The 26018-nt window shown below is 67.3% G+C and carries 24 protein-coding genes and 1 pseudogene; 14 read left to right on the top strand and 11 right to left on the bottom strand.

What is annotated here, in order from left to right; translation table 11 throughout:
- Positions 1-3: 3 nt before the first annotated feature.
- From BV908_RS11160 to BV908_RS11150, 3 genes and pseudogenes are all read right to left on the bottom strand, one after another.
- Positions 4-1692: pseudogene (locus tag BV908_RS11160) on the bottom strand (EAL domain-containing protein); the annotation flags it as partial.
- 18 nt (positions 1693-1710) lie between these two features.
- A complete protein-coding gene (locus BV908_RS11155) occupies positions 1711-2673 on the bottom strand; it encodes an IS110 family transposase (protein WP_103738189.1) in 963 nt (320 codons plus the stop codon).
- Between the two features lie 61 nt (positions 2674-2734).
- Positions 2735-3514 carry a PAS domain S-box protein gene (locus BV908_RS11150; protein ID WP_246867492.1) on the bottom strand — a complete coding sequence of 260 codons (780 nt, stop codon included), beginning with the start codon at positions 3512-3514 and terminating at the stop codon, positions 2735-2737.
- 45 nt (positions 3515-3559) lie between these two features.
- Here BV908_RS11150 and purU point away from each other — a divergent pair, with 45 nt between their 5' ends.
- The 5 genes from purU (at position 3560) to BV908_RS22745 (ending at position 7561) form a co-directional block, all read left to right on the top strand.
- Positions 3560-4408: a formyltetrahydrofolate deformylase gene (gene purU, locus BV908_RS11145; protein ID WP_011803889.1), complete on the top strand. Its 849-nt coding sequence runs from the start codon at positions 3560-3562 to the stop codon at positions 4406-4408.
- A 24-nt stretch (positions 4409-4432) separates the two neighbouring features.
- A complete protein-coding gene (locus BV908_RS11140; RefSeq protein ID WP_103738162.1) occupies positions 4433-5353 on the top strand; it encodes a LysR substrate-binding domain-containing protein in 921 nt (306 codons plus the stop codon).
- A 175-nt stretch (positions 5354-5528) separates the two neighbouring features.
- Complete coding sequence (locus BV908_RS11135; RefSeq protein WP_234305534.1) at positions 5529-7013, top strand: FAD-linked oxidase C-terminal domain-containing protein; 1485 nt, start codon at positions 5529-5531, stop codon at positions 7011-7013.
- 92 nt (positions 7014-7105) lie between these two features.
- Positions 7106-7273: a hypothetical protein gene (locus BV908_RS22750; RefSeq protein ID WP_246867491.1), complete on the top strand. Its 168-nt coding sequence runs from the start codon at positions 7106-7108 to the stop codon at positions 7271-7273.
- Between the two features lie 45 nt (positions 7274-7318).
- Positions 7319-7561: a hypothetical protein gene (locus tag BV908_RS22745; RefSeq protein ID WP_246867490.1), complete on the top strand. Its 243-nt coding sequence runs from the start codon at positions 7319-7321 to the stop codon at positions 7559-7561.
- A 59-nt stretch (positions 7562-7620) separates the two neighbouring features.
- On the opposite strand, the gene BV908_RS11125 is transcribed toward BV908_RS22745, so the two are convergent.
- From BV908_RS11125 to BV908_RS11115, 3 genes are all read right to left on the bottom strand, one after another.
- Positions 7621-8967 (bottom strand): DUF445 domain-containing protein, encoded by a 1347-nt coding sequence (locus BV908_RS11125; RefSeq protein ID WP_170163335.1) that lies wholly within the window; start codon positions 8965-8967, stop codon positions 7621-7623.
- Positions 8968-9049: 82 nt separating this feature from the next.
- Positions 9050-10186: an aminotransferase class V-fold PLP-dependent enzyme gene (locus BV908_RS11120; RefSeq protein WP_103738161.1), complete on the bottom strand. Its 1137-nt coding sequence runs from the start codon at positions 10184-10186 to the stop codon at positions 9050-9052.
- Positions 10187-10492: 306 nt separating this feature from the next.
- Positions 10493-11209, bottom strand: a complete 717-nt coding sequence (locus BV908_RS11115) for a YggS family pyridoxal phosphate-dependent enzyme (protein WP_103738160.1) — start codon at positions 11207-11209, stop codon at positions 10493-10495.
- Between the two features lie 39 nt (positions 11210-11248).
- Here BV908_RS11115 and BV908_RS11110 point away from each other — a divergent pair, with 39 nt between their 5' ends.
- The 4 genes from BV908_RS11110 (at position 11249) to BV908_RS11095 (ending at position 15175) form a co-directional block, all read left to right on the top strand.
- Positions 11249-12292, top strand: a complete 1044-nt coding sequence (locus BV908_RS11110; RefSeq protein ID WP_047350274.1) for a type IV pilus twitching motility protein PilT — start codon at positions 11249-11251, stop codon at positions 12290-12292.
- Positions 12293-12368: 76 nt separating this feature from the next.
- Positions 12369-12998, top strand: a complete 630-nt coding sequence (locus BV908_RS11105; protein WP_047350275.1) for a cyclic nucleotide-binding domain-containing protein — start codon at positions 12369-12371, stop codon at positions 12996-12998.
- A gap of 46 nt (positions 12999-13044) precedes the next feature.
- Positions 13045-14181, top strand: a complete 1137-nt coding sequence (locus BV908_RS11100) for a PilT/PilU family type 4a pilus ATPase (protein ID WP_012655455.1) — start codon at positions 13045-13047, stop codon at positions 14179-14181.
- 64 nt (positions 14182-14245) lie between these two features.
- A complete protein-coding gene (locus tag BV908_RS11095) occupies positions 14246-15175 on the top strand; it encodes an NAD(P)-dependent oxidoreductase (protein ID WP_011803878.1) in 930 nt (309 codons plus the stop codon).
- A 97-nt stretch (positions 15176-15272) separates the two neighbouring features.
- Here the strand turns inward: BV908_RS11095 and BV908_RS11090 are convergent, their stop codons facing one another.
- From BV908_RS11090 to BV908_RS11080, 3 genes are read right to left on the bottom strand one after another with little or no spacing between them, the layout of a single operon-like run.
- The gene (locus BV908_RS11090; RefSeq protein WP_012655453.1) at positions 15273-15947 is read right to left on the bottom strand and encodes a BON domain-containing protein; all 675 of its coding nucleotides are present in this window, start codon (positions 15945-15947) and stop codon (positions 15273-15275) included.
- Complete coding sequence (locus tag BV908_RS11085) at positions 15944-16537, bottom strand: SIS domain-containing protein (protein WP_011803876.1); 594 nt, start codon at positions 16535-16537, stop codon at positions 15944-15946. Before BV908_RS11085 ends, BV908_RS11090 begins: the two co-directional genes overlap by 4 nt.
- 58 nt (positions 16538-16595) lie before the next feature.
- Positions 16596-16994, bottom strand: a complete 399-nt coding sequence (locus tag BV908_RS11080; protein ID WP_011803875.1) for a YraN family protein — start codon at positions 16992-16994, stop codon at positions 16596-16598.
- On the opposite strand from BV908_RS11080, the gene rsmI reads away from it, so the two are divergent.
- Positions 16994-17932, top strand: coding sequence for a 16S rRNA (cytidine(1402)-2'-O)-methyltransferase (rsmI, locus tag BV908_RS11075; RefSeq protein WP_047350276.1), 939 nt, complete (start codon positions 16994-16996; stop codon positions 17930-17932). The genes BV908_RS11080 and rsmI overlap by 1 nt on opposite strands.
- A 225-nt stretch (positions 17933-18157) precedes the next feature.
- Here rsmI and BV908_RS11070 read toward each other — a convergent pair whose 3' ends face one another.
- Both BV908_RS11070 and BV908_RS11065 read right to left on the bottom strand, forming a co-directional pair.
- On the bottom strand, positions 18158-19087 hold the full coding sequence (locus BV908_RS11070; protein ID WP_103738159.1) for a lysylphosphatidylglycerol synthase transmembrane domain-containing protein: 930 nt from the start codon (positions 19085-19087) through the stop codon (positions 18158-18160).
- Positions 19084-20115, bottom strand: a complete 1032-nt coding sequence (locus tag BV908_RS11065) for a glycosyltransferase family 2 protein (RefSeq protein WP_103738158.1) — start codon at positions 20113-20115, stop codon at positions 19084-19086. Before BV908_RS11065 ends, BV908_RS11070 begins: the two co-directional genes overlap by 4 nt.
- A gap of 103 nt (positions 20116-20218) precedes the next feature.
- On the opposite strand from BV908_RS11065, the gene BV908_RS11060 reads away from it, so the two are divergent.
- The 4 genes from BV908_RS11060 to BV908_RS11045 all read left to right on the top strand — a co-directional run.
- Positions 20219-21736, top strand: coding sequence for a glycosyltransferase family 39 protein (locus tag BV908_RS11060; RefSeq protein ID WP_103738157.1), 1518 nt, complete (start codon positions 20219-20221; stop codon positions 21734-21736).
- Positions 21733-22743 carry an NAD-dependent epimerase gene (locus BV908_RS11055; protein WP_103738156.1) on the top strand — a complete coding sequence of 337 codons (1011 nt, stop codon included), beginning with the start codon at positions 21733-21735 and terminating at the stop codon, positions 22741-22743. Before BV908_RS11060 ends, BV908_RS11055 begins: the two co-directional genes overlap by 4 nt.
- A complete protein-coding gene (locus BV908_RS11050) occupies positions 22740-24080 on the top strand; it encodes a UDP-glucose/GDP-mannose dehydrogenase family protein (protein ID WP_103738155.1) in 1341 nt (446 codons plus the stop codon). The genes BV908_RS11055 and BV908_RS11050 overlap by 4 nt, the downstream gene beginning before the upstream one ends.
- Positions 24081-24543: 463 nt before the next feature.
- On the top strand, positions 24544-26018 hold a 1475-nt coding region (locus tag BV908_RS11045; RefSeq protein ID WP_146052208.1), incomplete at its 3' end, for a hypothetical protein.

The raw sequence follows: 26018 nt of genomic DNA, 5'->3' as shown, positions 1-26018 counted from the left end.
CGCTCAGCCCGCCATGCCGTTGTGCGCCTGCAGCAGCCGGGCGAACTCCTCCACCGGCAAGGGGCGGCTGCACAGGTAGCCCTGGTAGGCGTCGCAGCCGCGCTCGCGCAGGAACGCCAGCTGCTGCGGCGTCTCCACCCCCTCGGCCAGCACCGACAGCCCCAGGCTGTGCCCCATGGCAACGATGGCGGCGCTGATGGCCATGTCGTCGGCGCTGCGGGGAATGTCGCGGATGAAGCCCTGATCGATCTTGAGCACGTCGATGGGAAAGCGCTTGAGGTGCGCCAGGGACGAATAGCCGGTGCCGAAGTCGTCCACCGCCATGCGCACGCCCAGCTGCTGCAGCCGCTGCAGCACGGCGCGGATCTCGTCGGGCCGCTCGGCCAGCACCGACTCGGTCAGCTCCAGCTCCAGGCAGCGGGCCGGGAAGCCGCTGGCCTTGAGCGCCTCGCCGGCGCAGGCGGCCACGTCGGTCAACTGGAACTGGCGCGGCGAGAGGTTGATGGCCAGGCGGATCTCCGGCAGGCCGTCGGCGCGCCAGCGCTGGCCCTGCTCGCAGGCGGCGCGCATCACCCACTGGCCCAGCGGGCCGATCACGCCCGAGGTCTCGGCCACGGGGATGAAGCGCGCGGGCGAGATCATGCCCTCCTGCGGGTCCAGCCAGCGCACCAGCGCCTCGGCCCCCATGATCCGGCCGGTGGCGATGCATACCTGCGGCTGGTAGTACAGCCGCAGGTGCCCCTGCGCCAGGGCCACGCGCAGCCGCGCCTCGATCTCCAGGCGCTCGCGCGCGGCCTGAATGAGCGATTCGTCAAAGAAGCAATACGCGCCGCGCCCGCGGGCCTTGGCGCCGTACACCGAGGAATGCGCGCCCTGCAGCAGCGCCTCGGTGGTCCGCGCATGCCCGGGGAACATGCAGATGCCCACGCTCACGCCCACCACCACCTCAATGCCATCGGGCGTGCTCCAGGGCGTACTGGCCGCGGCGATCAGGTGCCGCGCCACGGCTGCCGCGCCGTCCGCATGGCGCAGGTGGCGGGCCAGCACGGCGATCTCGTCGCCGGCCAGCCGCCCCAGCAGATCGCCCGGGCGCAGGCTCTGCTCCACCTGGCGGGTGATGTGCCTGAGCACCTCGTCGCCCACGGCGTGGCCGTAGCTGTCGTTCACGTCCTTGAAGCGGTCCAGGTTCAGGAGCAGCAGGGCCATCAGCTCGCCGCTGTCCTGTGCCTGGCGCACGGCGCTGTCGAGCTGCTCGCCAAACCAGGCGCGGTTGGGCAGGCCGGTCAGCGGGTCGCAGTGCGCCAGAAACTCCAGGCGCTGGTGCTGGGCCTTTTCCTCGGAGATGTCGGTGAACATGCACACGTAGTGCGTCACCGCGCCGTCCGCGCCGCGCACGGCCGAGAGCGACATGCGCTCCGGGAACACCTCGCCGTTCTTGCGCCGGTTCCATATCTCCCCCTGCCAGTGGCCCGTCTGGCGCATGGTGTCCCACATGGCCTCGTAGAACGCCGGTCCGTGCCGCCCCGACTTGAACACGCGCGGGTTCTGGCCCAGCAACTCTTCCTCGGTATAGCCCATGAGCCGCGTGACGGCCGGGTTGACCGAGAGGATGCGGCCGTCGGCATCGGTGACCACCACGCCTTCGATGGTGTTGTCCACCACCGTGGCCGCCAGGCGCCAGCGCTGTTCGCTGAGTAACCGTCTTCAAAGTCAAGCACGATGAAGCGACGGGTCCCAAGGTTTGCCGGTCCTGACCATTGCGTTGAGCGTGGTCAGCAGCTTGCGCATGCATGCCACCAAGGCGACCTTGGGCAGTTTGCCCGCAGCCCTCAAACGCTCGTAGAACGCCCGGATGACCGGGTTGTAGCGCGCTGCAGTCAGCGTGGCCATGTACAGCACACGCCGTATCTCAAAGCGCCCACCCTGCACCCTGCGTCGCCCCTTCCTGTTACCCGAGTCATTGGCCACGGGCGCCACGCCCGCCAGGGCGGCGATCTCGCGGCGGTTGAGCCTGCCCAACTCGGGCAACTGGGCAATCAGCGTTGCACTGGCCACCGGGCCGATGCCGTTGGTCGATTGCAGCAGCCCATCGAGCTCACCGAAGTGCTCGCGCACATGGCCCACCATCTGCCTCTCCAGATCATCGAGCTGTGCCTTGATCGCTGCCACGATGACCTCGATGCTGGGGTGCAACTTACGGGGCGTAATTTGCAGCCGCTGGCGCTCGGAATTGAGCATGGTCAGCAACTGGCGCCTGCGCGTGACCAGGGCGGCGAGCCACTGCTGGCGCTCATCGGCTACAGGGCGAAGAAAGCGTGCCAGGTCATCGCGGCGCATCAGCACCGCAGCCAACTCGGCCAGCATGCGGGCGTCCACCGCATCGGTCTTGGCCAGACGGCCCATGCTCCTGGCAAAGTCGCGTGCATGGCGCGGATTGACCACCGCCACGTGCAAGCCCACGGCCTGCAGTGCGCACGCCAGAGCCGCCTCGTAACCTCCGGTGGCCTCCATCACCACCAGGCCCACATCCATGGACTGCAAGGCAGCAGCCAGCGCACAGTGGCCATCAACATCGTTGGCAAACCGCTGGACATCGCTGTGGGTGCCCAGTACACAGACATCGACGTGTGCCCTGGCCACGTCGATACCTACCGTCACTGATAAAGCAGACATGATCTTCAACTCCCATGCTTGTACATGCGCGCTCAATGGTGGCGCGCGTAACCGTTCGGGCTCAATGAAGACCAGCGCGGTGGCCGTGCGTTCTGTACTCAGGGACGGGCTCGAACACCCCAGCGGCTACCAAACTGCACGGGCCGGTCTGGCTACCTTTACGGCAGTCAAACTCTACCGCGACGGTCTGGATGGAAGATACAAGCGCCTGCGCGTCGCGCGCGGCATGCACTTCGCGCAGGGACTGCAGCACGCACACCAGATGGTCGGGCTCGCTCTCCAGGGCCAGCACATGGCTCACGGTGCACAGCACGGGCAGCTGCGATCCATCGCGCTGGTTGCGGCACCAGCGCTCGCCCTGGTAATGGTCGATCTCGCCGGCGCGCAGCCGCTGCAGTTGCCGCTGCGCCCAATCGCTGTCGTGCGGGCGCACCAGCGTTCGGAAGTCGACCTGCGGCAGCGGCTCGTGCGGCGCCACGCCCAGCCATTCACGCAGGCGTTCATTGGCCCACACCAGGCGGCCGTCCATGCTCAGCCGCGCCATGCCGACGGGCGCGTGGCGCAGCACCTGCTCCACCCGGCGCGCCAGGGTGCGCCGGCTCCCGCCCCGGCGCCAGCGCAGCAGGAGCCAGCCCAGCAGAGCACCCGCCAGCACGGCGTCCAGCCCGCTCTTGTACTGAAGCAGGGACTGCAGCGCCTGCGGCTCCAGGGGCAGGTACTGCAAGGCGGCCGCACCCGCCCAGGCCCAGGCCGCACCCATGGCAACAACGGCCAGCGCCAACATCCAGCGGCCCTGCAGGGGCCTCCACGAGGGCCTGCGGCCCGCGCCTTTACTCAGCAATCCACACTCCTGAAGGGGCCTCGCGTGCTGCGACAATCGCAGCATATGACCCATTCCTACATCCTGACACTGTCCTGCCCCGACCGGCTCGGGCTGGTGCACGCCGTCTCCGGCTTCCTGCTGGACCACGGCGGCAACATCGAGGAAGCCGCTCAGTACAACGACCAGGGCACCGGCCTTTTCTTCATGCGCGTGCAATTCGCATGCGAGTCCACCGACGAAGCCACCCTCAAGGCCGAACTGGCCACCTTTGCCGAAGAGCACAGCATGCGCTGGAGCCTGCATGCCACCAGCGCGGCCATGAAGACCGTGCTGATGGTCAGCAAGGAAGGCCACTGCCTCAACGACCTGCTGTTTCGCTACAAGAGCGGTCTGCTGCCCATCGACATCCGCGCCATCATCAGCAACCACCGCGACTTCTACCAACTCGCGGCCAGCTACAACATCCCTTTCCACCACATCCCCGTCACCGCCGCCACCAAGGCGCAGGCCGAGGCCAAGCAGTACGAGATCATCCAGGCCGAGGGGGCCGAACTGGTGGTGCTGGCGCGCTACATGCAAGTGCTGTCCAACGACCTGTGCACCAAGCTGTCGGGCCGCGCGATCAACATCCACCACAGCTTTCTGCCCAGCTTCAAGGGTGCCAAGCCCTATTACCAGGCGCATGACCGCGGGGTGAAGCTGATTGGCGCTACCGCCCACTACGTGACGGCCGACCTCGACGAGGGGCCGATTATCGAACAAGATGTTACAAGAGCGGATCACACGGATACCGTGGAAGATCTCACCGCCCGCGGGCGGGACACCGAAAGCCAGGTGTTGGCGCGCGCCGTGAAGTGGCACAGCGAGCACCGCGTGCTGCTCAACGGCCACAAGACCGTCGTCTTCCGCTGAACCCGCCTTGCCCCACACGCCGCCATGGCCACGCAATCCCCTTCCATCGCGGCCAAGGCGGCCCTGGACGCCGCCAGCCTGCGGCGCATCCCGCCCATCCAGTGCCTGCTGACCTTCGAGGCGCTGGCGCGCCTGCGCAGCGTGACGCAGACGGCCGATGAGCTGTGCGTCACCCCCAGCGCCGTAAGCCACCGCGTCAAGCAGCTGGAGCAGATCCTGGGCACGCGGCTGTTCGGGCGGGCCGACTTTTCCCTGACCACCGACGGCAGCGCCTATCTGGCCCATGTGCGCGAGGGGCTCACCGCGCTGCAGCGCTTCCCAGGCACGGCAGTGGCGCCGGGCAAGCGCCGGCTGAAGATCGCGGTCACCCCCACCTTCGCGCGCGCCTTGCTCATCCCGCGGCTGCGCCAGTTCACCGAAACCTACCCCGAGATCGACCTGGCCCTGCAGGTCTCCATCCCGCTGCTGGACGTGGTGGCGGAGGACGCGGACCTCGTCGTGCGCTACGGCCCCGGCCACTACGCCGACATGGAGCATGTGGAGATCGCACGCGACGTGCTAACGCCCCTGGCCTCGCCCGCATTCGTGCGCGAGCATGGCCCCTTCGAGCGCCCCGAGGACCTGGAAGGCCTGCCCCTGCTGCGCAGCCCGCTGGAGCCCTGGCGCAGCTGGTTCGCAGCCGTGGGCCTGGCCTGGGCCGAACCCAACGAAGGCTCGCAATTCAACGACGTGGGCCTGATGTGCGACGCCGCCGCGGCGGGCATGGGCGTGGCCCCGGTACGGCTCAAGCTCGCCGCGCCCTGGCTGGACCAGGGCACACTGGTACGCCTGTTCGACACCGACGCCCCCAGCCCCTACGCGCACTACCTGTGCTGGCGCACCGGCACCATGGACCGCTGGGAATGCGCGGCCTTCGCGGACTGGCTGCGCCGCACGCTGGGGTAACCCCGCAGGCGGCGCGGCCGTGCGCAAGCCAATTTCTACAAGCCAAATCAGGCTCTAGCGCTTATTCATCAAGCGCCAGTAGCTATTAATAACGCAGCAATTGGCGCAACACGGCTCACGCCCGCCTGCAAGAAAACTCACGCCGCGCGCGCACGCCATGGCCTACAGTCACGCCATGCCCAGCCCCACATCCACCGAACGCGCCCAGCGCCAGGCCGAGGTCGTGCAGGCCCTGTCGGCCTGCGTGCCACAGCATGCGCTGCTCTGGCAGCCCGAGGACACCACGCCTTACGAATGCGACGGCCTCACGGCCTACCGCCAGCGCCCGCTGGTCGTGTGCCTGCCCGAGACGGAAGGCGAAGTGCAGGCCGTGCTGAAGACCTGCCACCGCCTGGGCGTGCCCGTGGTGGCGCGCGGCGCTGGGACGGGCCTGTCGGGCGGCGCCATGCCGCATGCCATGGGCGTGACGCTGTCGCTGGCCAAGTTCAACCGCATCCTGGACCTGGACCCGGTCGCCCGCACGGCGCGCGTGCAGTGCGGCGTGCGCAACCTGGCCATCAGCGAGGCCGCCGCGCCCTACAACCTGTATTACGCCCCTGACCCCAGCAGCCAGATCGCCTGCACCATCGGCGGCAACGTGGCCGAGAACTCCGGCGGCGTGCACTGCCTGAAGTACGGCCTGACGGTGCACAACGTGCTGCGCGTGCGCGGCTACACCATGGAGGGCGAGCCCATCACCTTCGGAGCCGAGGCGCTGGACGCGCCCGGCTACGACCTGCTGGCCGCCGTGATCGGCAGCGAGGGCATGCTGGCCGTGGCGCTGGAGGTCACCGTCAAGCTGGTGCCCAAGCCGCAGTTGGCGCGCTGCATCATGGCCAGCTTTGACGACGTGCGCAAAGCCGGCGACGCCGTGGCCGCGGTGATCGCCGCCGGCATCATCCCGGCCGGCCTGGAGATGATGGACAAGCCCATGACCGCCGCCGTGGAGGACTTCGTCAAGGCCGGCTACGACCTGACGGCCGAGGCCATCCTGCTGTGCGAGTCCGACGGCACACCCGAGGAGGTGGAGGAAGAGATCGCGCGCATGAGCGAGGTGCTGCGTGGCTCGGGCGCCACGGCCATCTCGGTCAGCACCAGCGAGGAAGAGCGCATGCGCTTTTGGAGCGGGCGCAAGAACGCCTTCCCCGCCAGCGGCCGCATCAGTCCCGACTACATGTGCATGGACTCCACCATCCCGAGGAAGCGCCTGGCGGACATCCTGCTCGCCATCCAGGAGATGGAAAAGAAGTACCAGCTGCGCTGCTGCAACGTATTCCACGCGGGCGACGGCAACCTGCACCCGCTGATCCTGTTCGATGCCAACGACCCCGACCAGCTCCACCGCTGCGAGCTGTTCGGCGCCGACATTCTGGAAACCAGCGTGGCCATGGGCGGCACCGTGACGGGCGAGCACGGCGTGGGGGTGGAAAAGCTCAACTCCATGTGCGCGCAGTTCACCGTGGAGGAGAACGCGCAGATGTTCGCGCTCAAGGAGGCGTTCGACCCGCAGGGCCTGCTCAACCCCGGCAAGGTGATCCCGACGCTGAACCGCTGCGCCGAGTACGGCAAGATGCTGGTGCGCAACGGCAAGATGAGCCACGCCAACCTGCCGCGCTTCTGACGGCCACCACGCGCGCTCGCGCCCTGGGCTGACAGCGCGGCGCGCAACGAGGTGCCAGCATGGCGCTTTTACCCCTGACAAGGAGGTGCGCCATGCCCGTGTTGTCCCCGTTCCCGTTTCGACTTCCCCGCCGTCTGGCGCCGCTGGGTCTGTGTGCCCTGTTGGCCAGCGGCGCCAGCGCCGTGCAGGCGCAGGCCGACAGCGCGCCCCGCCCGGCCGTGCTGCCGCCCGTGCAGACGGCCGGTGCGCTGCACTACTAGTGCGGCGGCATCGGCACCGACGAATCCACCGCCATGCGCGCAGCCATGAAGGACTATCCCCTGTCGCTGCTGTTCGCGCGTGCCGATGGCGCCTACGAGGCCAACGTCGACGTGCGCATCACCCCGCAAGGCGGGGGCGACGCGATGCAACTGCGCGCCGGCGGCCCCGTGTGCCTGCTGCAACTGCCTGCGGGCAGCTACCGTGTGGAGGTACAGGGCGCCGGCCAGAACCACAGCCGCACCGTGCAGGTGGGCCGGACGCCGCAAACGCTGGATTTTCGGTTCTAAGCAAAATCGGGGCTTAGCGCTTATCCAGTAAGCGCTAGCAGCTACTAATTAGATAGCACTCACGGCCCGGCCACCGCCGCCCACAACGCGCCCGCGTGCGAGACGGCGAACAGCAGCAGCCCGATGCAGCCGCCCACCACGGTGCCGTTGATGCGGATGTACTGCAGGTCGCTGCCGATGTGCAGTTCCACCAGCCGCGCCATCTCCTGCGCGTCCCAGCGCTGCACCGTGGCGCGGATGTGTTCGGCCACCGACTGCGCCACATCGGGCGCAAAGGTGGCGGCCCACAGTTCCAGGCGCACGTTCAGGCGCACGCGCAGCGCCGCATCACCCGCGAGCGACAGCCCCAGCCACTGCCCCATGTCGGCCACGCGCGCGGACAATGCCGAGTCTTCGTTCATCAGATCGTCGCGCAGCTTCTGGCGCAGGTCGCTCCACAGATCGCGCACATAGCGGCCCAGCACCTCGTCGTTCTGCAGGTAGCCGCGCACCTCGTCGCCGCGGCGTGCCCAATCGGGGTCGGTCTGCAGGCGGGCGATGAGGCGCTGCACGGCGCCGTCCAGCGCCTCGCGCAGCTCGTGCTGCGGGTCCTCGGCCACCGCCTTGAGCAGGGTGTCCACGGCGTGCGTGATGGCCGAGGCGCCCTTGCCCGAGAGCCAATCGGTGGGCAGCACCTTCTGCTTGAGCGGATGCTCACGCTTGATCCACTGCAGCAGCGTGTCGGCCACGAAGGCGCGCGTGTCCTCCGATCGCACCATGCCGCCCAGGCGCTCCAGCAGGTCGTCCAGCAGCGCCTGGTGCCGGCCCTGGTAGGTGAGCGCGCCAAGCGCCGACGCCATGGAGCGCGACAGGTCGATCTTGCCCACCAGCGTGCGCGCGGCCTGGCTCAGGAAGGCCTGGATCTTCGCGTCCTCCACCGTGTCCAGCGCGGTCAGCGCCAGCCTGGCCACCTGCCTGCCCAGCAGGCGCGCGTTGGCCGGTGCCGTGAGCCACTGCGCCAGCATGTTGGCCGGATCGTGGCGGCGGATCATGGTCACGAGCGAAGGCGCGTCCAGGAATTTGTCGCGCACGAACACCGCCAGGTTGCCGCCGATGCGGTCCTTGTTGCGCGCAATGATGTCGGTGTGGCGCTGCACCAGCGGCAGCGGGATGCGCCGAAACAGCGCCGACACCGCAAACCAGTCGGCCAGGGCGCCCACCATGGCGGCCTCCGCCACGGCGCGCACGCAGGCCACGCCCAGACTGGGTGGAAAGAAATAGGTCAGCGCAAAGACGACGACCACTGCCAGCAGCAGGCCGGTGGCCTGGCGCTTGGCCCGGGACAGCTGGGAGGCACGGCCCGCGAGCGCGGCCGGCTCGGCCGAAGCCGCGGCCTGCGCACCAGGCTCCAGGGGGGACGCATGCATGCGGGAAAGCATAGCCGCGCACCGCGGCCCACGCCACCCCGCGGTTGTAGGAGATGGACGCTTTTGCGCCGCCCGCCTGCAGTCAGCGCGCCGGCGCGACCTGGTCCAGCGCCGCGGCCAGGTGGCCCACCGTGCGGTCCACGTTGTGCCACTTCTCCAGGCCGAACAGGCCCAGGCGGAAGGTCTGGAAGTCCGCACCCTCGCCGCATTGCAGCGGCACGCCCGAGGCGGTCTGCAGCCCCGCCTCGGCGAACTTCTTGCCGCTCTGGATGCCGGGGTCGGTGGTGTAGCTCACCACCACGCCCGGTGCCTCGTAGCCCGCAGCCGCCACGCTGGGAAAGCCCCGCGCCTGCAGCAGCGCGCGCACCTTGGCGCCGAGTGCGATCTGCTCGTCGCGCACCTTGGCAAAGCCGTAGTCGCGCGTTTCCAGCATCACGTCGCGCAGGCGCACCAGCGCATCGGTGGGCATGGTGGTGTGGTAGGCGTGCTGGCCCTTCTCGTAGCCCTCAGCGATCTGCATCCACTTCTTGAGGTCGCACGAGAAGCTGGAGCTCTGCGTCTGCTCGATCGCCTCGCGCGCGCGGGCCGACAGCATCACCATGGCGCAGCAGGGCGAGCCGCTCCAGCCCTTTTGCGGCGCGGAGATCAGCACGTCCACACCGGTCTTTTCCATGTCCACCCACATGGCACCGGAGGCCACACAGTCCAGCACGAACAGCGCGCCCACCTCGTGCGCGGCGTCGCTCACGGTGCGCAGGTAATCGTCGGGCAGCAGGATGCCACTGGCCGTCTCCACATGCGGGGCGAAGACCACCTTCGGGCGCTCGGCGCGGATGGCGGCGGCCACCTCGCTCGCCGGGCAGGGCACCCAGGGCGCCAGTGGACCGTCGCCCTGGCGGCGCGCCTGGCAGACCACGGCACCACCGCCCAGCCCGCCGGCGTCGAAGATCTGGCTCCAGCGGTAGCTGAACCAGCCGTTGCGCACGATGAGCACCTTCTCGCGGTTGGCGAACTGGCGTGCCACGGCCTCCATGCCGAAGGTGCCGCTGCCGGGCACGAGCACCGCCGTGTGCGCGCGGTAGACCTCCTTGAGCGTCGCCAGGATGTCCTGCATCACGCCCACGAAGCGGCGCGACATGTGGTTGAGCGCACGGTCGGTATAGACCACCGAGAATTCGAGCAGGCCATCGGGATCGACATCGGGCAGCAAACCGGGCATGAGGGAATCTCCGTCAAAACTAGGGCCTGTTCACACTATTTTTGCCAGTGCGAATGGCGTGAAAACCGCGCCAATCTAGGCGCGTGACGACGCCAAGGCCGGGGCCTTGGCTAGGAGGGCAACGACGAATGGCGCGGTTTTCACTCCGTTCCCTCCGGGTTGCGATCAAAAAGGGCCATTCGCGGCGTTGCCAAGCCTCGCTGGGGTAGCACCCCAGCTTCGTTTGGCGCCTTGCGCCTGGCCCTTTTTGATCGCAACGCATCTGGCAAAAATAGTGTGAACAGGCCCTAGAGGACGGCCAGCTTATCAGGCCGGGTAGTGGCGCGCACCGAAGATGCCGCTGCCCACGCGCACCATGGTGCTGCCGGCGCGCACCGCGGCCTCCAGGTCGCCGGTCATGCCCAGCGACAGGGTATCGACCGCCTGGAACCCCGGGCCGCCCTGCGCGCGCAGGGTGTCGAACACCTGGCGCACGCGCAGCAGCACGGCCAGTTGCGCGGCCTCGTCGGGCACCGGGTCGGGAATGCTCATGACGCCGCGCAGCGTGAGCCGCGGCAGCGCTGCCACCGCCTGGGCCAGCGCCAATGCCTCCTCGGCCGGCACACCGGCCTTGGTGGCGCCACCATCCACGTTCACCTGAATACAGACCTGCAGCGCGGGCAGGTTGTCGGGACGTTGGTCGGACAGACGCTGCGCCGTCTTGGGGCGGTCCACCGTGTGCACCCAGTCGAAGTGCTGGGCCACCAGGCGGGTCTTGTTGCTCTGCACCGGGCCGATGCAGTGCCACTCCAGCGGCTGCGGCAGCCCGAGCGCCGCCACCAGAGCCATCTTTTCCACGGCTTCCTGAATGTAGTTTTCACCAAACCGCCGCTGGCCCGCCAATGCCGCGTCACGCACGGCCTCGGGGCCGAAGGTCTTGGAAACCGCCAGCAGCGCCACGGCATCGGGTGGCCTGCCGGCCGCCGCGCAGGCGCGCGCGATGCGCTCCCGCACATTCTGGAGGTTGCTGGCAATCGTCGTCATAATGTTCGCCCAAGCGTATCAAACGATAAGAGGGAATCCGTGGACATCACCCAATTGCTCGCCTTCAGCGTGAAGAACAAGGCGTCCGACCTGCACCTTTCCGCCGGCCTGCCGCCCATGATCCGGGTCCACGGGGACGTACGCCGCATCAACGTCGATGCACTGGACCACAAGACCGTCCACGCCATGGTGTACGACATCATGAGCGACGCCCAGCGCAAGACCTATGAAGAGTTCCTGGAAGTGGACTTTTCCTTCGAGATCGACGGCCTGGCGCGCTTTCGCGTCAACGCGTTCAACCAGAACCGTGGCGCGGCCGCGGTGTTCCGTACCATTCCGAGCAAGATCCTGACGCTGGAGCAGCTCAACGCGCCGCGCATTTTTGCCGACCTGGCGCTCAAGCCGCGTGGCCTGGTGCTGGTGACGGGCCCCACAGGTTCGGGCAAGTCCACCACCCTGGCGGCCATGGTCAACTACCTCAACGAAAGCGAGTACGGCCACATCCTCACCATCGAGGATCCGATCGAGTTCGTGCACGAGTCCAAGAAGTGCCTGGTCAACCAGCGCGAAGTGGGGCCGATGACGCTGTCGTTCGCCGCGGCCCTGCGCTCAGCGCTGCGCGAAGACCCGGACGCCATCCTGGTGGGCGAAATGCGCGACCTGGAGACCATCCGCCTGGCCATGACCGCCGCGGAAACGGGCCACCTGGTGTTCGGCACGCTGCACACGTCCAGCGCCGCCAAGACCATCGACCGGATCATCGACGTCTTCCCCGCCGAGGAAAAGGAAATGGTGCGCGCGATGTTGTCGGAGTCGCTGCAGGCGGTGATCTCGCAGACGCTGTGCAAGACCAAGGACGGTTCTGGCCGCGTGGCGGCGCACGAGATCATGCTGGGCACGAGCGCCATCCGCAATCTGATCCGCGAGGCCAAGGTGGCGCAGATGTACTCCACCATCCAGACCAGCAACAGCGTGGGCATGCAGACGCTGGACCAGAACCTCTCCGACCTGGTGCGCCGCAACATCATCAGCCCGGCCGAGGCGCGCAGCAAGGCCAAGATTCCCGAGAACTTCCCCGGCTGACCCCCCTCCAAGGCGGGCCCGCACACTTTTTCACTACCAGGCTCGTTGGTACACGAGCCCGCATCGGAGCCCCATCATGAAAGGCATTCTCGGCCTGCTCAAGTCCAAAAACCGCAAGTCCGGCGAGGAGAGCACCGACTCGGTGTTCTTCACCACCGCATTTGCCGGCCAGGGCGTGGAGCAATCACAACTGGTCCCCTGGGAGGCGCGCGCCGTCGAAGTCGATGCCAAGCGCCTGCCCCAAAGCCGTGGTGGCAGGCTGCTGCAGTCGCTGTGGAGCAAGGACAAGTACATGGCGCACCTGGACCACGACGCCGTGGAACGCATGGAGCGCTTCTTCGAGTTCGCCTCCGTTGCGCCCAACCGCGACCTGATCCGCCAGGACGAATACGGCAACTTCATGGTCGTGCTGCTCACGGGCACCATCGCCGTGGACCGTGTCCAGCCCTGGGGAGAGCAACTGCGCCTGGCCGAGACGCGGCCCGGCGATATCCTGGGCGAGATGTCGCTGCTGGACAGCGGCATCCGTTTTTCGGCGTGCACCACGCTCACGGAATGCGAGATCGCGGTGCTCAGCGCCGAGGCGCTGGATGAGATGATGGCCCACGACCCGCAACTGGCCGCCAGCCTGGTGGCCCTGCTGGCGCGCAAGCTGTCGCAGCGCCTGCGCGTGGTGAGCGCGCGTCTGAGTGAAAATCAACGCTGAACAGCCCGGCACAACAACACAAGGCTGACGACCAAGGGGGTATGGGATGGAACGGGATCAGGCGAGTAAATTCATCAACGATCTGCTCAAGCTGATGGTCAGCCGTGGGGGGAGCGACCTTTTCATCACGGCGGAGTTTCCGCCGGCGATCAAGGTCGACGGCAAGGTCACCAAGGTCTCTCCCCAGCCTCTGACGCCCAACCACACGCTCACGCTGGCGCGCGCCATCATGAGCGACAAGCAGGTGGCCGACTTCGAGCGCACCAAGGAGTGCAACTTTGCCATCTCGCCTGCGGGCGTGGGCCGGTTCCGCGTGAACGCCTTCGTACAGCAGGGCCGCGTGGGCATGGTGCTGCGGACGATTCCGCTCACGCTGCCCACCATCGACGGCCTGGGCGTTCCGCAGGTGCTCAAGGAAGTCACCATGACCAAGCGCGGACTGTGCATCCTGGTCGGCGCGACGGGCTCGGGCAAGTCCACCACGCTGGCCGCCATGCTGGACTGGCGCAACGAGAACTCCTTCGGCCACATCATCACGGTGGAAGACCCGGTGGAATTCGTGCATCCGCACAAGAACTGCGTGATCACGCAGCGCGAGGTGGGCCTGGACACCGACAGCTGGGAGGCGGCCCTCAAAAACACCCTGCGCCAGGCGCCGGACGTGATCCTGATGGGCGAAATCCGCGACCGCGAGACCATGGAGCACGCCGTGGCGTTTGCCGAAACCGGCCACCTGTGCCTGGCCACGCTGCACGCCAACAGCGCCAACCAGGCACTGGACCGGATCATCAACTTCTTCCCCGAGGAGCGGCGCGCCCAGCTGCTGATGGACCTGTCGCTGAACCTCAAGGCACTGATCTCGCAGCGCCTGATTCCCAAACAGGACGGCAAGGGGCGCGCGGCCGCCGTCGAGGTGATGCTGAACACGCCGCTGATCGCCGACCTCATCTTCAAGGGCGAGGTGGCCGAGATCAAGGAAATCATGAAGAAGAGCCGCAACCTGGGCATGCAGACCTTCGACCAGGCACTGTTCGACCTGTTCGAGGCCAACGTGATCAGCTATGAGGATGCCCTGCGCAACGCCGACTCGGTGAACGACCTGCGCCTGCAGATCAAGCTCAGCAGCCAGCGTGCCAAGACGACGGACCTGGCCTCGGGCACCGAGCATTTCGCCATCGTCTGATACCCACACACTCGCCCCACCCGGCCCGCCCCTGCGGGCCTCTCTTTTTGACGGAGCCCAACCCATGAGCAGCAGCATCAATCCCCGCACCTACGATCCGGTCCCCGCACGCCGCGTGGCCTTCCTGGGCTTGGGCGTCATGGGCTACCCGATGGCGGGGCACTTGGCATCGGCGGGCCATACCGTGACGGTGTACAACCGTACCGCTACGAAATCAGAAGCATGGTGCGCTGAATTCAAGGGCGTTGCAACCGTAAAACATGCCAAGACGCCGCGCGAGGCCGCACAAGGCGCGGACATCGTGTTTTGCTGCGTGGGCAATGACGACGACCTGCGCTCCGTGGTGCTCGGGGCCGACGGCGCGTTCGCCGGCATGCAGCAGGGTGCGGTCTTCGTGGACCACACCACGGCATCCGCGGCGGTGGCGCGCGAACTCTATGGCGCCGCCCGCACGCTGGGCCTGCAGTTCATCGACGCGCCGGTCTCCGGCGGGCAGGCCGGCGCGCAAAACGGGCAACTGACCGTGATGTGCGGCGGCGACGCTGCAGCCTTCGATGCCGTACGCCCTACGGCGATGGCTTTCTCGCGCGCGTTCACCCGTATTGGCGACAGCGGCGCTGGCCAACTGGCCAAGATGGTCAACCAGATCTGCATTGCCGGACTGGTGCAGGGTCTGTCCGAGGCGATCGCCTTCGGCCAGCACGCGGGCCTGGACATGCCGCTGGTGCTCGACGTGATCGGCAAGGGCGCTGCCCAGAGCTGGCAGATGGACAACCGCGGCAAGACCATGGTGGAGGGCCGTTTTGACTTCGGCTTTGCCGTGGACTGGATGCGCAAGGACCTGGGGCTGGTGCTCGACGAAGCCAAGCGCAACGGTGCGCGTCTGCCGGTCACGGCGCTGGTGGACCAGTTCTATGCCGACGTGCAGCTTGCCGGCGGCAACCGCTGGGACACGTCCAGCCTGATCACCCGCCTGGCGCCCAAAAAAGACTGAGGCCCCAAGCGCACTGCCCGCGCAGGGCGGGCAGTGGTTCAATCGCCTGTCACAAGGCGCGGATGGTGCCGACTTGTTCGGCGCGAGCAGCCCGTGCTCAGGGCTTGACTGGCTGCGCCGCCGCGGCGGGGTCCTGCGAGACGGGCGCGGGCTGCTGGGCCGCGCCACCGCGGATCAGCTCCTCTTCGGAGATCACCTCGAACACGCGCACGACCTTGCGTACGCCATCCACGCCGCGCGCGATCTCCGCGGAGCGCTTGGCTTCGCGCTGCGTGACACGGCCCATCAGGTACACCACGTCGCGCTCGGTGACGACCTTGAACGCATTGGCAGACAGGTCCTTGGCGTCCACGAGGCTCGCGCGCACCTTGGTCGAGATGAAGGCGTCGCGCGAGCGCTGCGTCAGCGAGGACGCGGGCATCACGCCCAGGTCGTTGACCACCGAGCGCACGTTGTCCACGCCTTGCGCGATCTGCTCCACCTTCTGGCCGTCGGCGGCCGTGGGCACTTCGCCCGTCAGCAGCACCTGGCGGTTGTAGCTGGTCACGTTCACGTGCACGCGGTCGCCCAGGGTCTCACGGATGCGGCTGGCGGTGCGCATCTCGATGCCTTCGTCCTCCACCTGGGTGCCGGTGGTGCGCCGGTCGGTCGCCATCAGGGTGCCGACCACGGCACCGCCGCCGATGACCAGCGGCGCGCAGCCGGCGAGGCTGCCGGCCAGGGCCGCGGCAGCGAGCGCGGCGCTAGAAATTCGCAGCAGGGGAAATGTCATAGAGGAATCTCCTGTTCTCCAAGTAACTGGGCGTCCACGCCGTCGCACAGGCAGTGCAGCACCAGCGCATGCACCTCGCGCACACGGGCGGCTCGGTCGTGCGGCACGCAGATCTGGACATCGGTCTCGTGCAGCAGCGCGCCCAACGCCCCGCCGTCGCGGCCACACAGGGCGACCACGGTCATGTCCCGCTCATGGGCGGCCTGCACGGCCTGCAGCAGGGCTGGCTCGTTGCCGCCGATGGTGATGACCAGCAGCAGATCTCCTGCCTGCCCCAGGGCACGCACCTGGCGCGCCAGCACGGCGCTGTCCGCTACGGCGCTGGTGCCGGTGGCCAGGGCATCGGGCAGCAGGGCCAGCGCCGCCAGTTCGGGCCGATCGCGCTCGAAACCGGCCACGCAAAAGGCTGCGAACTGCAGGGCCTGCGCGGACGAAGGGCCGCTACCGCAGGCCAACACCTTGGCGCCGTTGGTCACACAAGCCCAGATGGCCTGCACGGCTGCGCTGATGGGATGGCTGAGCGCCTGGGCCGACTGGTATTTCAGGTCGGCGCTGTCGATGAAATGCTGTTGGATGCGTTGCTCAAGCATGGGCCGTGAATGATACCTGCGGGTATCGCGGCGCCTGCAGCAAACGGTAGGCCGCGCGCTACGCGGCGTCGAATGCGCCGCGCAGCCACTGCAGCCGGTCGCCCTCGATGAGCACCGCATCGAAGCGGCATGGCGGCGGTGCGGGCCAGCGCAGCAGGTAGTGCTGCGCGGCAAAGACGATGCGCCGCTGCTTGGCCACGCCGATGCTGCCGCCCGCGCCGCCGTAGGCGCTGGCGCCGCGGCTGCGCACCTCCACGAACACCAGCGTGCCGTCGCGCTCGCGCAGGATCAGGTCGATCTCTCCGCCGCCGCGCCCCGGCGTCCGATAATTGCGCTCCACCAGCGCCAGGCCCGCCGCCGTGAGATGGGCCAGCGCGCGGTCTTCCCCCGCCTGCCCCGCGGCGCGCGTGGTGCGCGCGGGCGCACTGCCATTCACCTTCTTGCCGAGGAATCCCATTGAGCGCCTCTTTTGCCTCTGCCTTGAGCGCCGCGCGCGATGCGGCGGCCGCGCAGCATTATCCGCAGGGCGCCCTGTACGTGGTCGCCACGCCCATCGGCAACCTGGCCGACATCACACTGCGTGCGCTGCACGTGCTGCAACTGGCCGACACGCTGGCGTGCGAGGACACGCGCCACACCCAGTCGCTGCTGCGCGCCTACGGCATCGACAAGCCCTCCGACCGCCTGCTGGCGCTGCACCAGCACAACGAGGCGCAGGCCGCGCAGATGGTAGTGCAGCAACTGCAGGCCGGCCAGCGCGTGGCATACGTGAGCGACGCCGGCACGCCCGGGGTGAGTGATCCCGGCGCGCGCCTGGTGGCGGCCGTGCAGGCCGCGGGGCTGCGCTGCATTCCCTTGCCGGGCGCCAGCAGCGTGACGAGCGCGCTGAGCGTCGCGGGCGCGGTGGCCCCCACCGCCGACAGCGGCGGCTTCCTGTTCGCGGGCTTTCTACCGCCCAAGGGCGCCGAACGCACGGCCGCGGTACAGCGCCTGGCGGCCGAGCCGCGCTGCGTGGTACTGCTGGAGGCGCCGCACCGCATCGCCGCGCTGGCCGACACGCTGGCGGACCTGGGCGAGCGGCCGGTGACGCTCGCGCGCGAACTCACCAAACAGTTCGAGGAAGTCTCCACGCATCCCGCGCGGGAGCTGGCCGCCTGGCTGGCGGGTGCTCCCCAGCGGGTCAAGGGCGAGTTCGTGGTGCTGCTGCACCCGCTGGCGGCCACGCAGGGCGACGGCGCGGAGGCCGAGCGCGTGCTGCGCCTGCTGCTGGACGAGCTGCCGACCAAGACCGCGGTGAAACTGGCGGCCGACATCGCGCACGCCTCGCGCAACACGCTGTACGAGCGCGCGCTGCAGATCAAGCGGGACGCAGAGGCTGCGGGCGAACACGGCTGAATCGCGCCGGCGCCCCGGCGCCGGCAGCGCCAGCGCCCCTTCCAACCGGCATGAACGGGCACGGCGCCGCTGCATGGTCGGAGCGGGCACGCCCTTCATTTCAAGCCCAATTGACCGCCAGCGCTCATCCATCAAGCGCAAGGTGCTATCAATTTGATAAAAATACACCAATGATGGCCAGGCCATCGCGGGCCATCGCGGGCCATCGCGGGCCAGCGCCCGGGCCTACCGCCCCGCGCTGCGCGGCAGGCCGAACGCCAGCGCCCCCAGCGCGCCCTGCGCCAGGCCGTAGACGCCATAGACCACGCCCACGCCCACGGCGGCGGACGCGGCCACGCCGAAGGGGGCCAGCGCGGCCACGGCGGCCGCCTCGCGCGTGCCCCAGCCGCCCACGCTCACCGGCAGCGCCGCCATCAGGAACACAGGCGCGATCGCCCAGGCCCACACGCTGGCCGGCAGCGCCACGCCCAGTGCCAGCCCGCCCCCCGCCAGCGCCGCGGCCGACAGCAGCTGCACCGCCGCCGATGCCCCGGCCTGCCAGACCAGTTGACGCGGGAAGTCGGGGCGCGTTGCGGCTTCACGCAGCGGCGCGAGCCAGCCGCCCGCAAACCGGCGGCTGCGCAGCAGCGCAGGCAGGCACCACGGCAGCGCCAGCCACAGCAGCGTGCCCCCAAGCATCAGCGCGATGAAAAGTCCCCTTGGCAACCGCAGCCAGGGCGCCAGCACGTCGGCACAGGCGGCAGCGCCCAGGCCGCCGATGGCGCACAGCATCCACAGGCCGCTCAGCCGGTCCAGCACCACCGACCAACTGGAGGCCGCCGTGTCCCGACCGCTACCACGCAGTACCACGGCGCGGTACACGTCGCCCCCCACCACGGCCCCCGGCAGCAACGCATTCAGGCCGATGGCCTGGAAGTACCAGCGGCAGGCATCGCGCGCGCTCGCGTTGGCGCCCAGCCACCGCGCCAATGCCCGCCAGCGCAGCGCCGAGACGAGGTTGGAAGCGATGCCCGCCAGCAGGCCCGCCAGCAGCCACACTGGCTGGGCCTGGCGCAGTTGGCCCCACACGCGGGACGGATCGGCCAGCGCCACCACCGCGCCCAGCAGGGCCAGGCCCACCAGGCCGCGCAGCAGGGCCTTGAACGGACGTTTCACGCTATCTTATTAGTAGCTGCTTGCGCTTGCTGGTCGCGCGCCGCAGGCATATTTACTCTTGAATCCGGCACATATTCCTGCGCATGGAACTGCGGTGCCCCGCCGGCCTTGTGGTAGATGCGCATCAGCAGCTCGCCGATCAGGCCCGCCACCACCATCTGCACGCCCATCAGCACCAGCATGACGCCGGCAAGCAGCAGCGGCCGGCCGCCGATGTCCTCGCCCAGCACTTTCTGCAGCAGCAGCCAGGCCAGGATCAGCACGCCCGGCGCAGCCAGCCACAGCCCCAGCCCGCCAAAGGCATGCAGCGGGCGCTGGCGGTAGCGCATGAAGAAGACGATGAGGATCAGGTCCAGGATGACGCGGAAGGTGCGGTCGATGCCGTACTTGGACACGCCGCGCGTGCGCGCATGGTGGCGCACCGGCACTTCCGTGATGCGCGCGCCCGCCTCCTTGGCCAGCGACGGGATGAAGCGGTGCAGCTCGCCGTAGAGGCGGATACGGTCGATGATGGGCCGGCGGTAGGCCTTGAGCGCGCAGCCGTAGTCGTGCAGGTGCACGCCCGTGGCGCTGGAGATCAGCCGGTTGGCGATGCGCGAGGGCAGCTTGCGCGACAGCTCCGCGTCCTGCCGGTCCTTGCGCCAGCCGCTGACCATGTCCACGCTGGAGTCTGTCTCCAGGCGCTCCAGCAGCAGCGGAATGTCGCCGGGTTCGTTCTGCAGGTCGGCATCCAGCGTCACCACATAGCGGCCGCGCACGCGATCGAAACCCGCCTGCAGGGCGCTCGACTGGCCGTAGTTGCGTGCCAGGAACACCGGGCGCAACCAGGGGCGCGTGGCCGCCAGTTCACGCAGCGTGTCGGCGCTGCCGTCGCGCGAGCCGTCGTCCACCGCCAGCAGTTCGAAGCTGAGCGGCTGCGCGGACATCGCCTGCGCGATGCGCTCCACGAGGTCGGGCAGGTTCTCGACCTCGTTGTAGATCGGCACCACGATGGAGACGTCGGGCGCTGGAGTAGGGGCGGTGTTCATCAAGGAAACAGTTGTAGCGGGATAATGGCTGCGATTGTGCCTCGCGCGCCCCGCGCGTTCGCGCCCGCCGGACGCACACAGTGCGCTACTTTCCCCTTGCCCCATGACCGCCTCCACCGCGCCCCGCGCGCTTTCGTCCCGCCTTCCCTGGACCCACCCGCTGTTCTGGTTCGCGGCCATCTCGCTGGCGCACGTGGCCATGCGCCTGCTCGCTTCGCCCGCGCTGAAGTGGGATGAGGCCGAGCAGATTCTGTGGACCCAGGAGCTGGCACTGGGCTACGGCCCGCAGCCGCCGCTGTACACCTGGCTGCAATGGGCGATGAACCAGGTGTTCGGCCCCAGCGTGCTGGCGCTGTCGCTGCTCAAGCATGGGCTGCTGGCACTGACGTATTCGCTCATGTACCTGGCCGGGCGGGAACTGCTGGACGAGCGGGGGGCCTTCTGGGCGTCGGCGAGCATGGTGCTGATGCCCGCGCTGGGCTGGTATTCGGTCCGCGACCAGACCCATACCATCCTCGTCACGGCGATGGCCTGTGGCGCGTGGTGGCTGCTGCTGCGCATCGTGCGGCGCCCCCGGCCGCTGGACTTTGCCTTGCTGGGGCTGGTGTGCGGCTTCGGCATGCTGGCCAAGTACAGCTTCGCGCTGGTGGCGGGCGCCATGCTGCTGGCGGCACTGTCGGTACCCGAGGCGCGCCGCGCGCTGCTGTCGCGCGGCTGGTGGTGGGCGCCCCTGGTGGGCCTGCTGGTCGTGCTGCCGCATGTGGCATGGCTGCTGTCACACCTCACCGAGGCGACGTCCGGCACCATCAGCAAGATGAACATCCAGCCTGAAAACGGGCTGGTCAAGGGCCTGCTGAGGCTGCTGGAGGGTGTGGTCCCCAGCACGCTGCTGCTGTGGGCGCTGTTCGCGTTGTGGGCTTTCCGTTCGGCCTGGTGGCAGCGGCCGCTGGCGCCGGTGTCGCCGCCGATGCACCGCGTGTTCGTGCGCTACCTGGGCCTGGTGTTGCTGGCGCTGGCCGGCATGGTGGTGTTTGCAGGCGTGAGCAACTTCAAGGGCCGCTGGATACTTCCACTGCTGTGTATGGCACCCCTGGCCGCCTTCTCTGCGCGGCCCGAATTGCAACACCATCCGCGTGCACGGCGCTACACGATCGCCGTGGCCACGATGGCCGTCATCCTGCTGGTGGCTGCCGGCATACGCCCCTGGTTCAGCGGGCTGCGCGGCGAGGTGGATGAGCTGAACCACCCGGCCATCGAACTGGCGGACGCCCTGCGCGCCGCGGGCTATGACGGCACCAGCCCCATCGTCGCATCCGACCATATGCTGGCCGGCATGCTGCGGGTGCGCTTTCCCGACGCGTTGGTGGACGCCTGTGCGCCGGGCGAAGACGAGATCCCGACCTGTGTCGCCGACCATTTGCGCCGCAGCGAGCAGCGGGGGCAAGGCCTGCTGTTGATTTCACGCACCGACTACGTTCCGTCGAGCTGGTGGGATCAGGCCCAGGCCCGCATCGCGCCGCGTGCGCTGCAGTCCATCCACCTGCCCTTCCACATGGTGCGCGCGGGCACACCCCAGGCCCATTACGAATACATCTGGAGCCCACGCGGCACACAACCATGAGCGTCACCCTGGTCACCGGCTGCGCCGGCTTCATCGGCATGCATTGCGCGCAGCGACTGCTGGAGCGCGGCGAACGGGTGGTGGGCATCGATAACCTCAATGCCTACTATGACGTCGGCCTGAAGCACGCGCGCCTGGACCGCTTGCGCGGTCAGGGCGACTTCACTTTCGAGCAGATCGATGTCGCCGACCGCGACGCCATGCATGCGCTGTTTGCGCGGGTGCGTCCCCATCGGGTGTTGCATCTGGCGGCACAGGCCGGCGTGCGCTACTCCATCGACCAACCCGACGATTACACCGACTCCAATCTCCTGGGTTTCGGCAACATCCTGCAGGGCTGCCGCGCACAGCAGGTGGAGCACCTGGTGTTTGCCAGCAGCTCCAGCGTGTACGGAGGCAACGCGAAGTTGCCGTTCTCCGAGCGCGACGCGGTGGACCATCCCGTCAGCTACTACGCGGCGACCAAGAAGGCCAATGAGGTGATGGCGCATGCCTACGCGCACCTGTACGGCATTCCGACCACGGGCCTGCGGTTTTTCACGGTGTATGGGCCATGGGGGCGGCCCGACATGGCGCTCTTCAAGTTCACCCGTGCCATGCTTGCGGGCGAGACGATCGACGTCTACGGCGAAGGTCAGTTGGTGCGTGACTTCACCTACATCGACGACATCGTCGAGGGCGTATTGCGCGTACTCGACAAGCCCGCCACGCCCGACGCCGCGTTCGATCCGCTGTCGCCGTCGCCCGGCACGGGCCTCGCGCCCTACCGTATCTTCAATATCGGCAACAGCGCTCCTACGCTGCTCATGGACTACATCCATGCGCTGGAGGAGGCACTGGGGATGGTCGCCCTCAAGCGCATGCTTCCACTACAGCCCGGCGACATGCACAGCACGGCAGCCGACATGTCGGCGCTGGCTTCCTGGGTCGGCTTTGCCCCCCATACGCCCGTGCGGGACGGCGTGGCGCGCTTCGTCCACTGGTACAAGGACTTCTACCCATCATGAAAGTTACGGTTTTTGGCACCGGCTATGTCGGCCTGGTGCAGGGTGCAGTGCTGGCCGACGTCGGCCACGATGTGATCTGCGTGGACGTCGATGCCGCCAAAGTGGCCGCGCTGCAGGCAGGCCATATCCCCATCCACGAGCCGGGGCTGGAGCCCCTGGTGAAGGCCAACCAGGCGGCAGGCCGCCTGCGCTTCACTACTGACGCCGCTCAGGGCGTGGCCCATGGGGAGCTGATCTTTCTCGCCGTCGGCACCCCGCCCGATGAGGACGGCAGCGCTGATCTGCAGCATGTGTTGGCCGTCGCGCGCACCATCGCGACCCACATGACCGAGCCGAAGACCATCGTCAATAAATCCACCGTCCCCGTGGGCACGGCCGACAAGGTCGCCGATACCGTACGCAAGGTGCTGGAGACGCGGCGCGTGGCCTTGGCATTCGAGGTGGTGTCCAACCCCGAATTCCTCAAGGAAGGCGCTGCCGTCGCCGATTGCAAGCGGCCCGACCGCATCGTCATCGGTACACGCGCACCCCAGGCCGAGCGCCAATTGCGCGAGCTGTATGCGCCTTTCAATCGCAACCACGACCGCATCGTAATGATGGATGTGCGCAGCGCCGAACTGACGAAGTACGCCGCCAACGCCATGCTGGCCACCAAGATCAGCTTCATCAATGAAATGGCCAACCTGGCCGAGCAACTGGGTGCGGACATCGAAGACGTGCGCCGCGGGCTCGGAAGTGACCCGCGCATTGGCTACCACTTCATCTATCCCGGCGTGGGCTACGGCGGGAGCTGCTTTCCCAAGGACGTCAAGGCCCTCATCCACACGGCCCAGTCCATTGGCTTCACCCCCGATCTGCTGCTGGCGGTCGAAAGCCGCAATGACGCGCAGCGGCAGTTGCTGGCGCGGCGCATCATTGCGCACTACGGCGGCAGCCTGCGCGGCAAGACCATCGCGGTCTGGGGGCTGGCCTTCAAGCCGGAAACCGATGACATGCGCGAAGCGCCCAGCCGTTACCTCCTGCAGAGCCTGTGGGCGGCAGGCGCCCAGGTGCGCGCCCACGACCCGGCCGCCATGGACGAGGCCCGGCGCATTTTCGGAGAGCGTGACGACCTGGTGCTGTGCGGCAGTCCCACCGAGGCATTGGAAGGAGCGGACGCGTTGGCCATCGTGACGGAATGGAAAATCTTCCGCGTGCCCGACTTTGCGCAGATGGCCCATGCGCTCCACGACCGTATGGTCTTTGACGGACGCAACCTCTATGACCCCGAGACCATTACGCGCTTCGGCCTGGGGTACGTATCAATAGGACGCGCGCCAGTCGTCGGCATGTCCTGAAACACAACCACGTGGGGGGACCTAAGACAACAGAGGGCCGTTTCCGTCCGCCCTCGGGTCCCGCGCGCCGCAGATTCAAGAAGCGGAGCAACCTGAACAAAAACAAAAAGGCCCACCGAAGTGCTAGCCGTTCTCGGAAAGAGTTGCTAAGGTAGCCCTGATTGGCCCACAATGCGCCCCAGTCAACGACTGGGGCGCTTCTTTGTCTGAGGTGAAATCGCTTCCAGGAGCGGTTTCGTCCGGCGAATGGCCTTGGCGGTTCCCTCCGACCGCCGCCGGCATCCAGGTCAACCACTGCCGGAACCCTAAGTGCGCCAACTTTGGCGTACCGCCCCACAACGAGTCCAAGCGTGGGGCCGCCGCCCGAAAGCCGGGTGGATACGCACCCGGAGACTACCGCGTTGTCGCCAGCGGTAAGGGTCAACCAAATCTGTTTTGCCACCTTTGCAGGGAAAGCTTTCCCATGCAGAGCAATCTGGCCATCGCGGAAGAGTTATTGCGAATCGGCAGATACCTGGAGCCCCAGCTTCCAACGTGTCCCAACGAGGACTGCGAGCTATTCCGCAAAGCCGAACCTGAACATAGTGGGCGGCACACAAGATTCGGAACTAACGCACACGGCACGCCGCGATTCAAGTGCGGAGCCTGTCGAAAGATATTCGTCTTTGGCGGTCGCTCGACAAAGCGCCAACAGAAAACCCATCCGAACATTGGCATATTCGAGCATCTGATGAATTCGATGCCCTTGCGGCGAATCATCAAGGTGCTGGGAATTTCGCCTGCTATTCTCTACGACCGAATCGACTTTATCCACGAGCAATGCCAGATTTTTGCTGGCGAGCGAGAGCGCGGGCTTCTTGACCGGGAGGACCTCGGCAAGAGGTATATCTCGACCGACCGACAAAAGCTCATTGTCAACTGGTCGGACCGGAAGAGCAGAAAGAACACTGTCCTCCTTTCCATCGCGAGCGCCGACCAAATAACAGGCTACCTGTACGCGGCGAACGTCAACTTCGATGGCGAGATGGATAGTGAGAAGGTCAAGGAGGAGATGACCAAATTCGGCGACCAGCGATTGGCAAAACCCTTTCGACGGTTTGCTCGGGTTTGGTTACCCCAAGACTGGGATGACGCTGCGGTACGGGCTGCCGCGAGCCGTAAGGGCACCCGACGGGCCAGCGAGGAGCCAACTGAGCTGCCTGGGGAGCTGCTCGCGGCTGTCAAGGACACCTATGACGCGGCTCAGGAGCGCGAGGACATCGAGAGCGGCGACGACCCCTCGACGGCGACCAGGGCGCCGGCCAAGGGCATGCTCTTGCACGAGCAGACCGTCATGGCGGCACATATTCAGTTCGTGACGAGATTGCTGCAGAAGGCAGAGAAACTAAGATTCTTCGTTGACCAAGAATCTGGTATTCGGGCTGCAATCTTGGTGAGCGTTCCGGAGCGCGTTCTAAATAGGACCGCAGACGCATTCTACGTAAAGGTCCTCAAGGAATTCACGGTTGACCAGAAGAAGGGGATTGTTGGCGCTGCCAAGCGGCGACTCCGGAAGGTAATGAGTGACGCCGGAGTTGACGAGGAAGAGGCCAGCTTAATCCTGGCCCTGGAAGAGTTAAGCAGCCCAACACTTATTGGCAAGTGGGGCGACCCTTGGTTTCGACATCCAATCGCGGACATGCGAGAGCCACAAAAGGGAGTTTCGTGGCTCACTGATATTGACGAACCCGAGACTGACCCGGAAAAGCGGAGTGACCAGCTTCGTCATTTTGCCCGGCTGCACCTGAAGGCGTCATTGACGGCTGTTGATAGATTCTTCATGCAAGTTCGACGGGCGCTCACGGTAGCCGAACGAGGGGTTATCAGCGCGAGCGCCGACAGAAGACTTTGGTTTGGTAAGAATGCCTATAACCCAGCGGTTCTGGTGAAACTGGTAGA

This window comes from Diaphorobacter sp. LR2014-1 (assembly GCF_002916785.1).
GTDB lineage: Bacteria > Pseudomonadota > Gammaproteobacteria > Burkholderiales > Burkholderiaceae_C > Diaphorobacter > Diaphorobacter nitroreducens.
This window is presented reverse-complemented; position numbering and strand designations above follow the sequence as displayed.

Excerpts from the sequence above, each read along its gene's own strand:
- BV908_RS11100 (WP_012655455.1), top strand. The coding sequence starts at position 13,045 with ATGGAACGGGATCAGGCGAGTAAATTCATCAACGATCTGCTCAAGCTG.
- BV908_RS11090 (WP_012655453.1), bottom strand. The coding sequence starts at position 15,947 with ATGACATTTCCCCTGCTGCGAATTTCTAGCGCCGCGCTCGCTGCCGCG.
- BV908_RS11065 (WP_103738158.1), bottom strand. The coding sequence starts at position 20,115 with ATGAACACCGCCCCTACTCCAGCGCCCGACGTCTCCATCGTGGTGCCG.
- BV908_RS11055 (WP_103738156.1), top strand. The coding sequence starts at position 21,733 with ATGAGCGTCACCCTGGTCACCGGCTGCGCCGGCTTCATCGGCATGCAT.
- BV908_RS11050 (WP_103738155.1), top strand. The coding sequence starts at position 22,740 with ATGAAAGTTACGGTTTTTGGCACCGGCTATGTCGGCCTGGTGCAGGGT.
- BV908_RS11085 (WP_011803876.1), bottom strand. The coding sequence starts at position 16,537 with ATGCTTGAGCAACGCATCCAACAGCATTTCATCGACAGCGCCGACCTG.
- BV908_RS11120 (WP_103738161.1), bottom strand. The coding sequence starts at position 10,186 with ATGCCCGGTTTGCTGCCCGATGTCGATCCCGATGGCCTGCTCGAATTC.
- BV908_RS11155 (WP_103738189.1), bottom strand. The coding sequence starts at position 2,673 with ATGTCTGCTTTATCAGTGACGGTAGGTATCGACGTGGCCAGGGCACAC.
- BV908_RS11060 (WP_103738157.1), top strand. The coding sequence starts at position 20,219 with ATGACCGCCTCCACCGCGCCCCGCGCGCTTTCGTCCCGCCTTCCCTGG.
- BV908_RS11125 (WP_170163335.1), bottom strand. The coding sequence starts at position 8,967 with ATGCATGCGTCCCCCCTGGAGCCTGGTGCGCAGGCCGCGGCTTCGGCC.
- BV908_RS11135 (WP_234305534.1), top strand. The coding sequence starts at position 5,529 with ATGCCCAGCCCCACATCCACCGAACGCGCCCAGCGCCAGGCCGAGGTC.
- BV908_RS22745 (WP_246867490.1), top strand. The coding sequence starts at position 7,319 with ATGAAGGACTATCCCCTGTCGCTGCTGTTCGCGCGTGCCGATGGCGCC.
- BV908_RS11080 (WP_011803875.1), bottom strand. The coding sequence starts at position 16,994 with ATGGGATTCCTCGGCAAGAAGGTGAATGGCAGTGCGCCCGCGCGCACC.
- BV908_RS11095 (WP_011803878.1), top strand. The coding sequence starts at position 14,246 with ATGAGCAGCAGCATCAATCCCCGCACCTACGATCCGGTCCCCGCACGC.
- BV908_RS11105 (WP_047350275.1), top strand. The coding sequence starts at position 12,369 with ATGAAAGGCATTCTCGGCCTGCTCAAGTCCAAAAACCGCAAGTCCGGC.
- BV908_RS11115 (WP_103738160.1), bottom strand. The coding sequence starts at position 11,209 with ATGACGACGATTGCCAGCAACCTCCAGAATGTGCGGGAGCGCATCGCG.
- purU (WP_011803889.1), top strand. The coding sequence starts at position 3,560 with ATGACCCATTCCTACATCCTGACACTGTCCTGCCCCGACCGGCTCGGG.
- BV908_RS11140 (WP_103738162.1), top strand. The coding sequence starts at position 4,433 with ATGGCCACGCAATCCCCTTCCATCGCGGCCAAGGCGGCCCTGGACGCC.
- BV908_RS22750 (WP_246867491.1), top strand. The coding sequence starts at position 7,106 with ATGCCCGTGTTGTCCCCGTTCCCGTTTCGACTTCCCCGCCGTCTGGCG.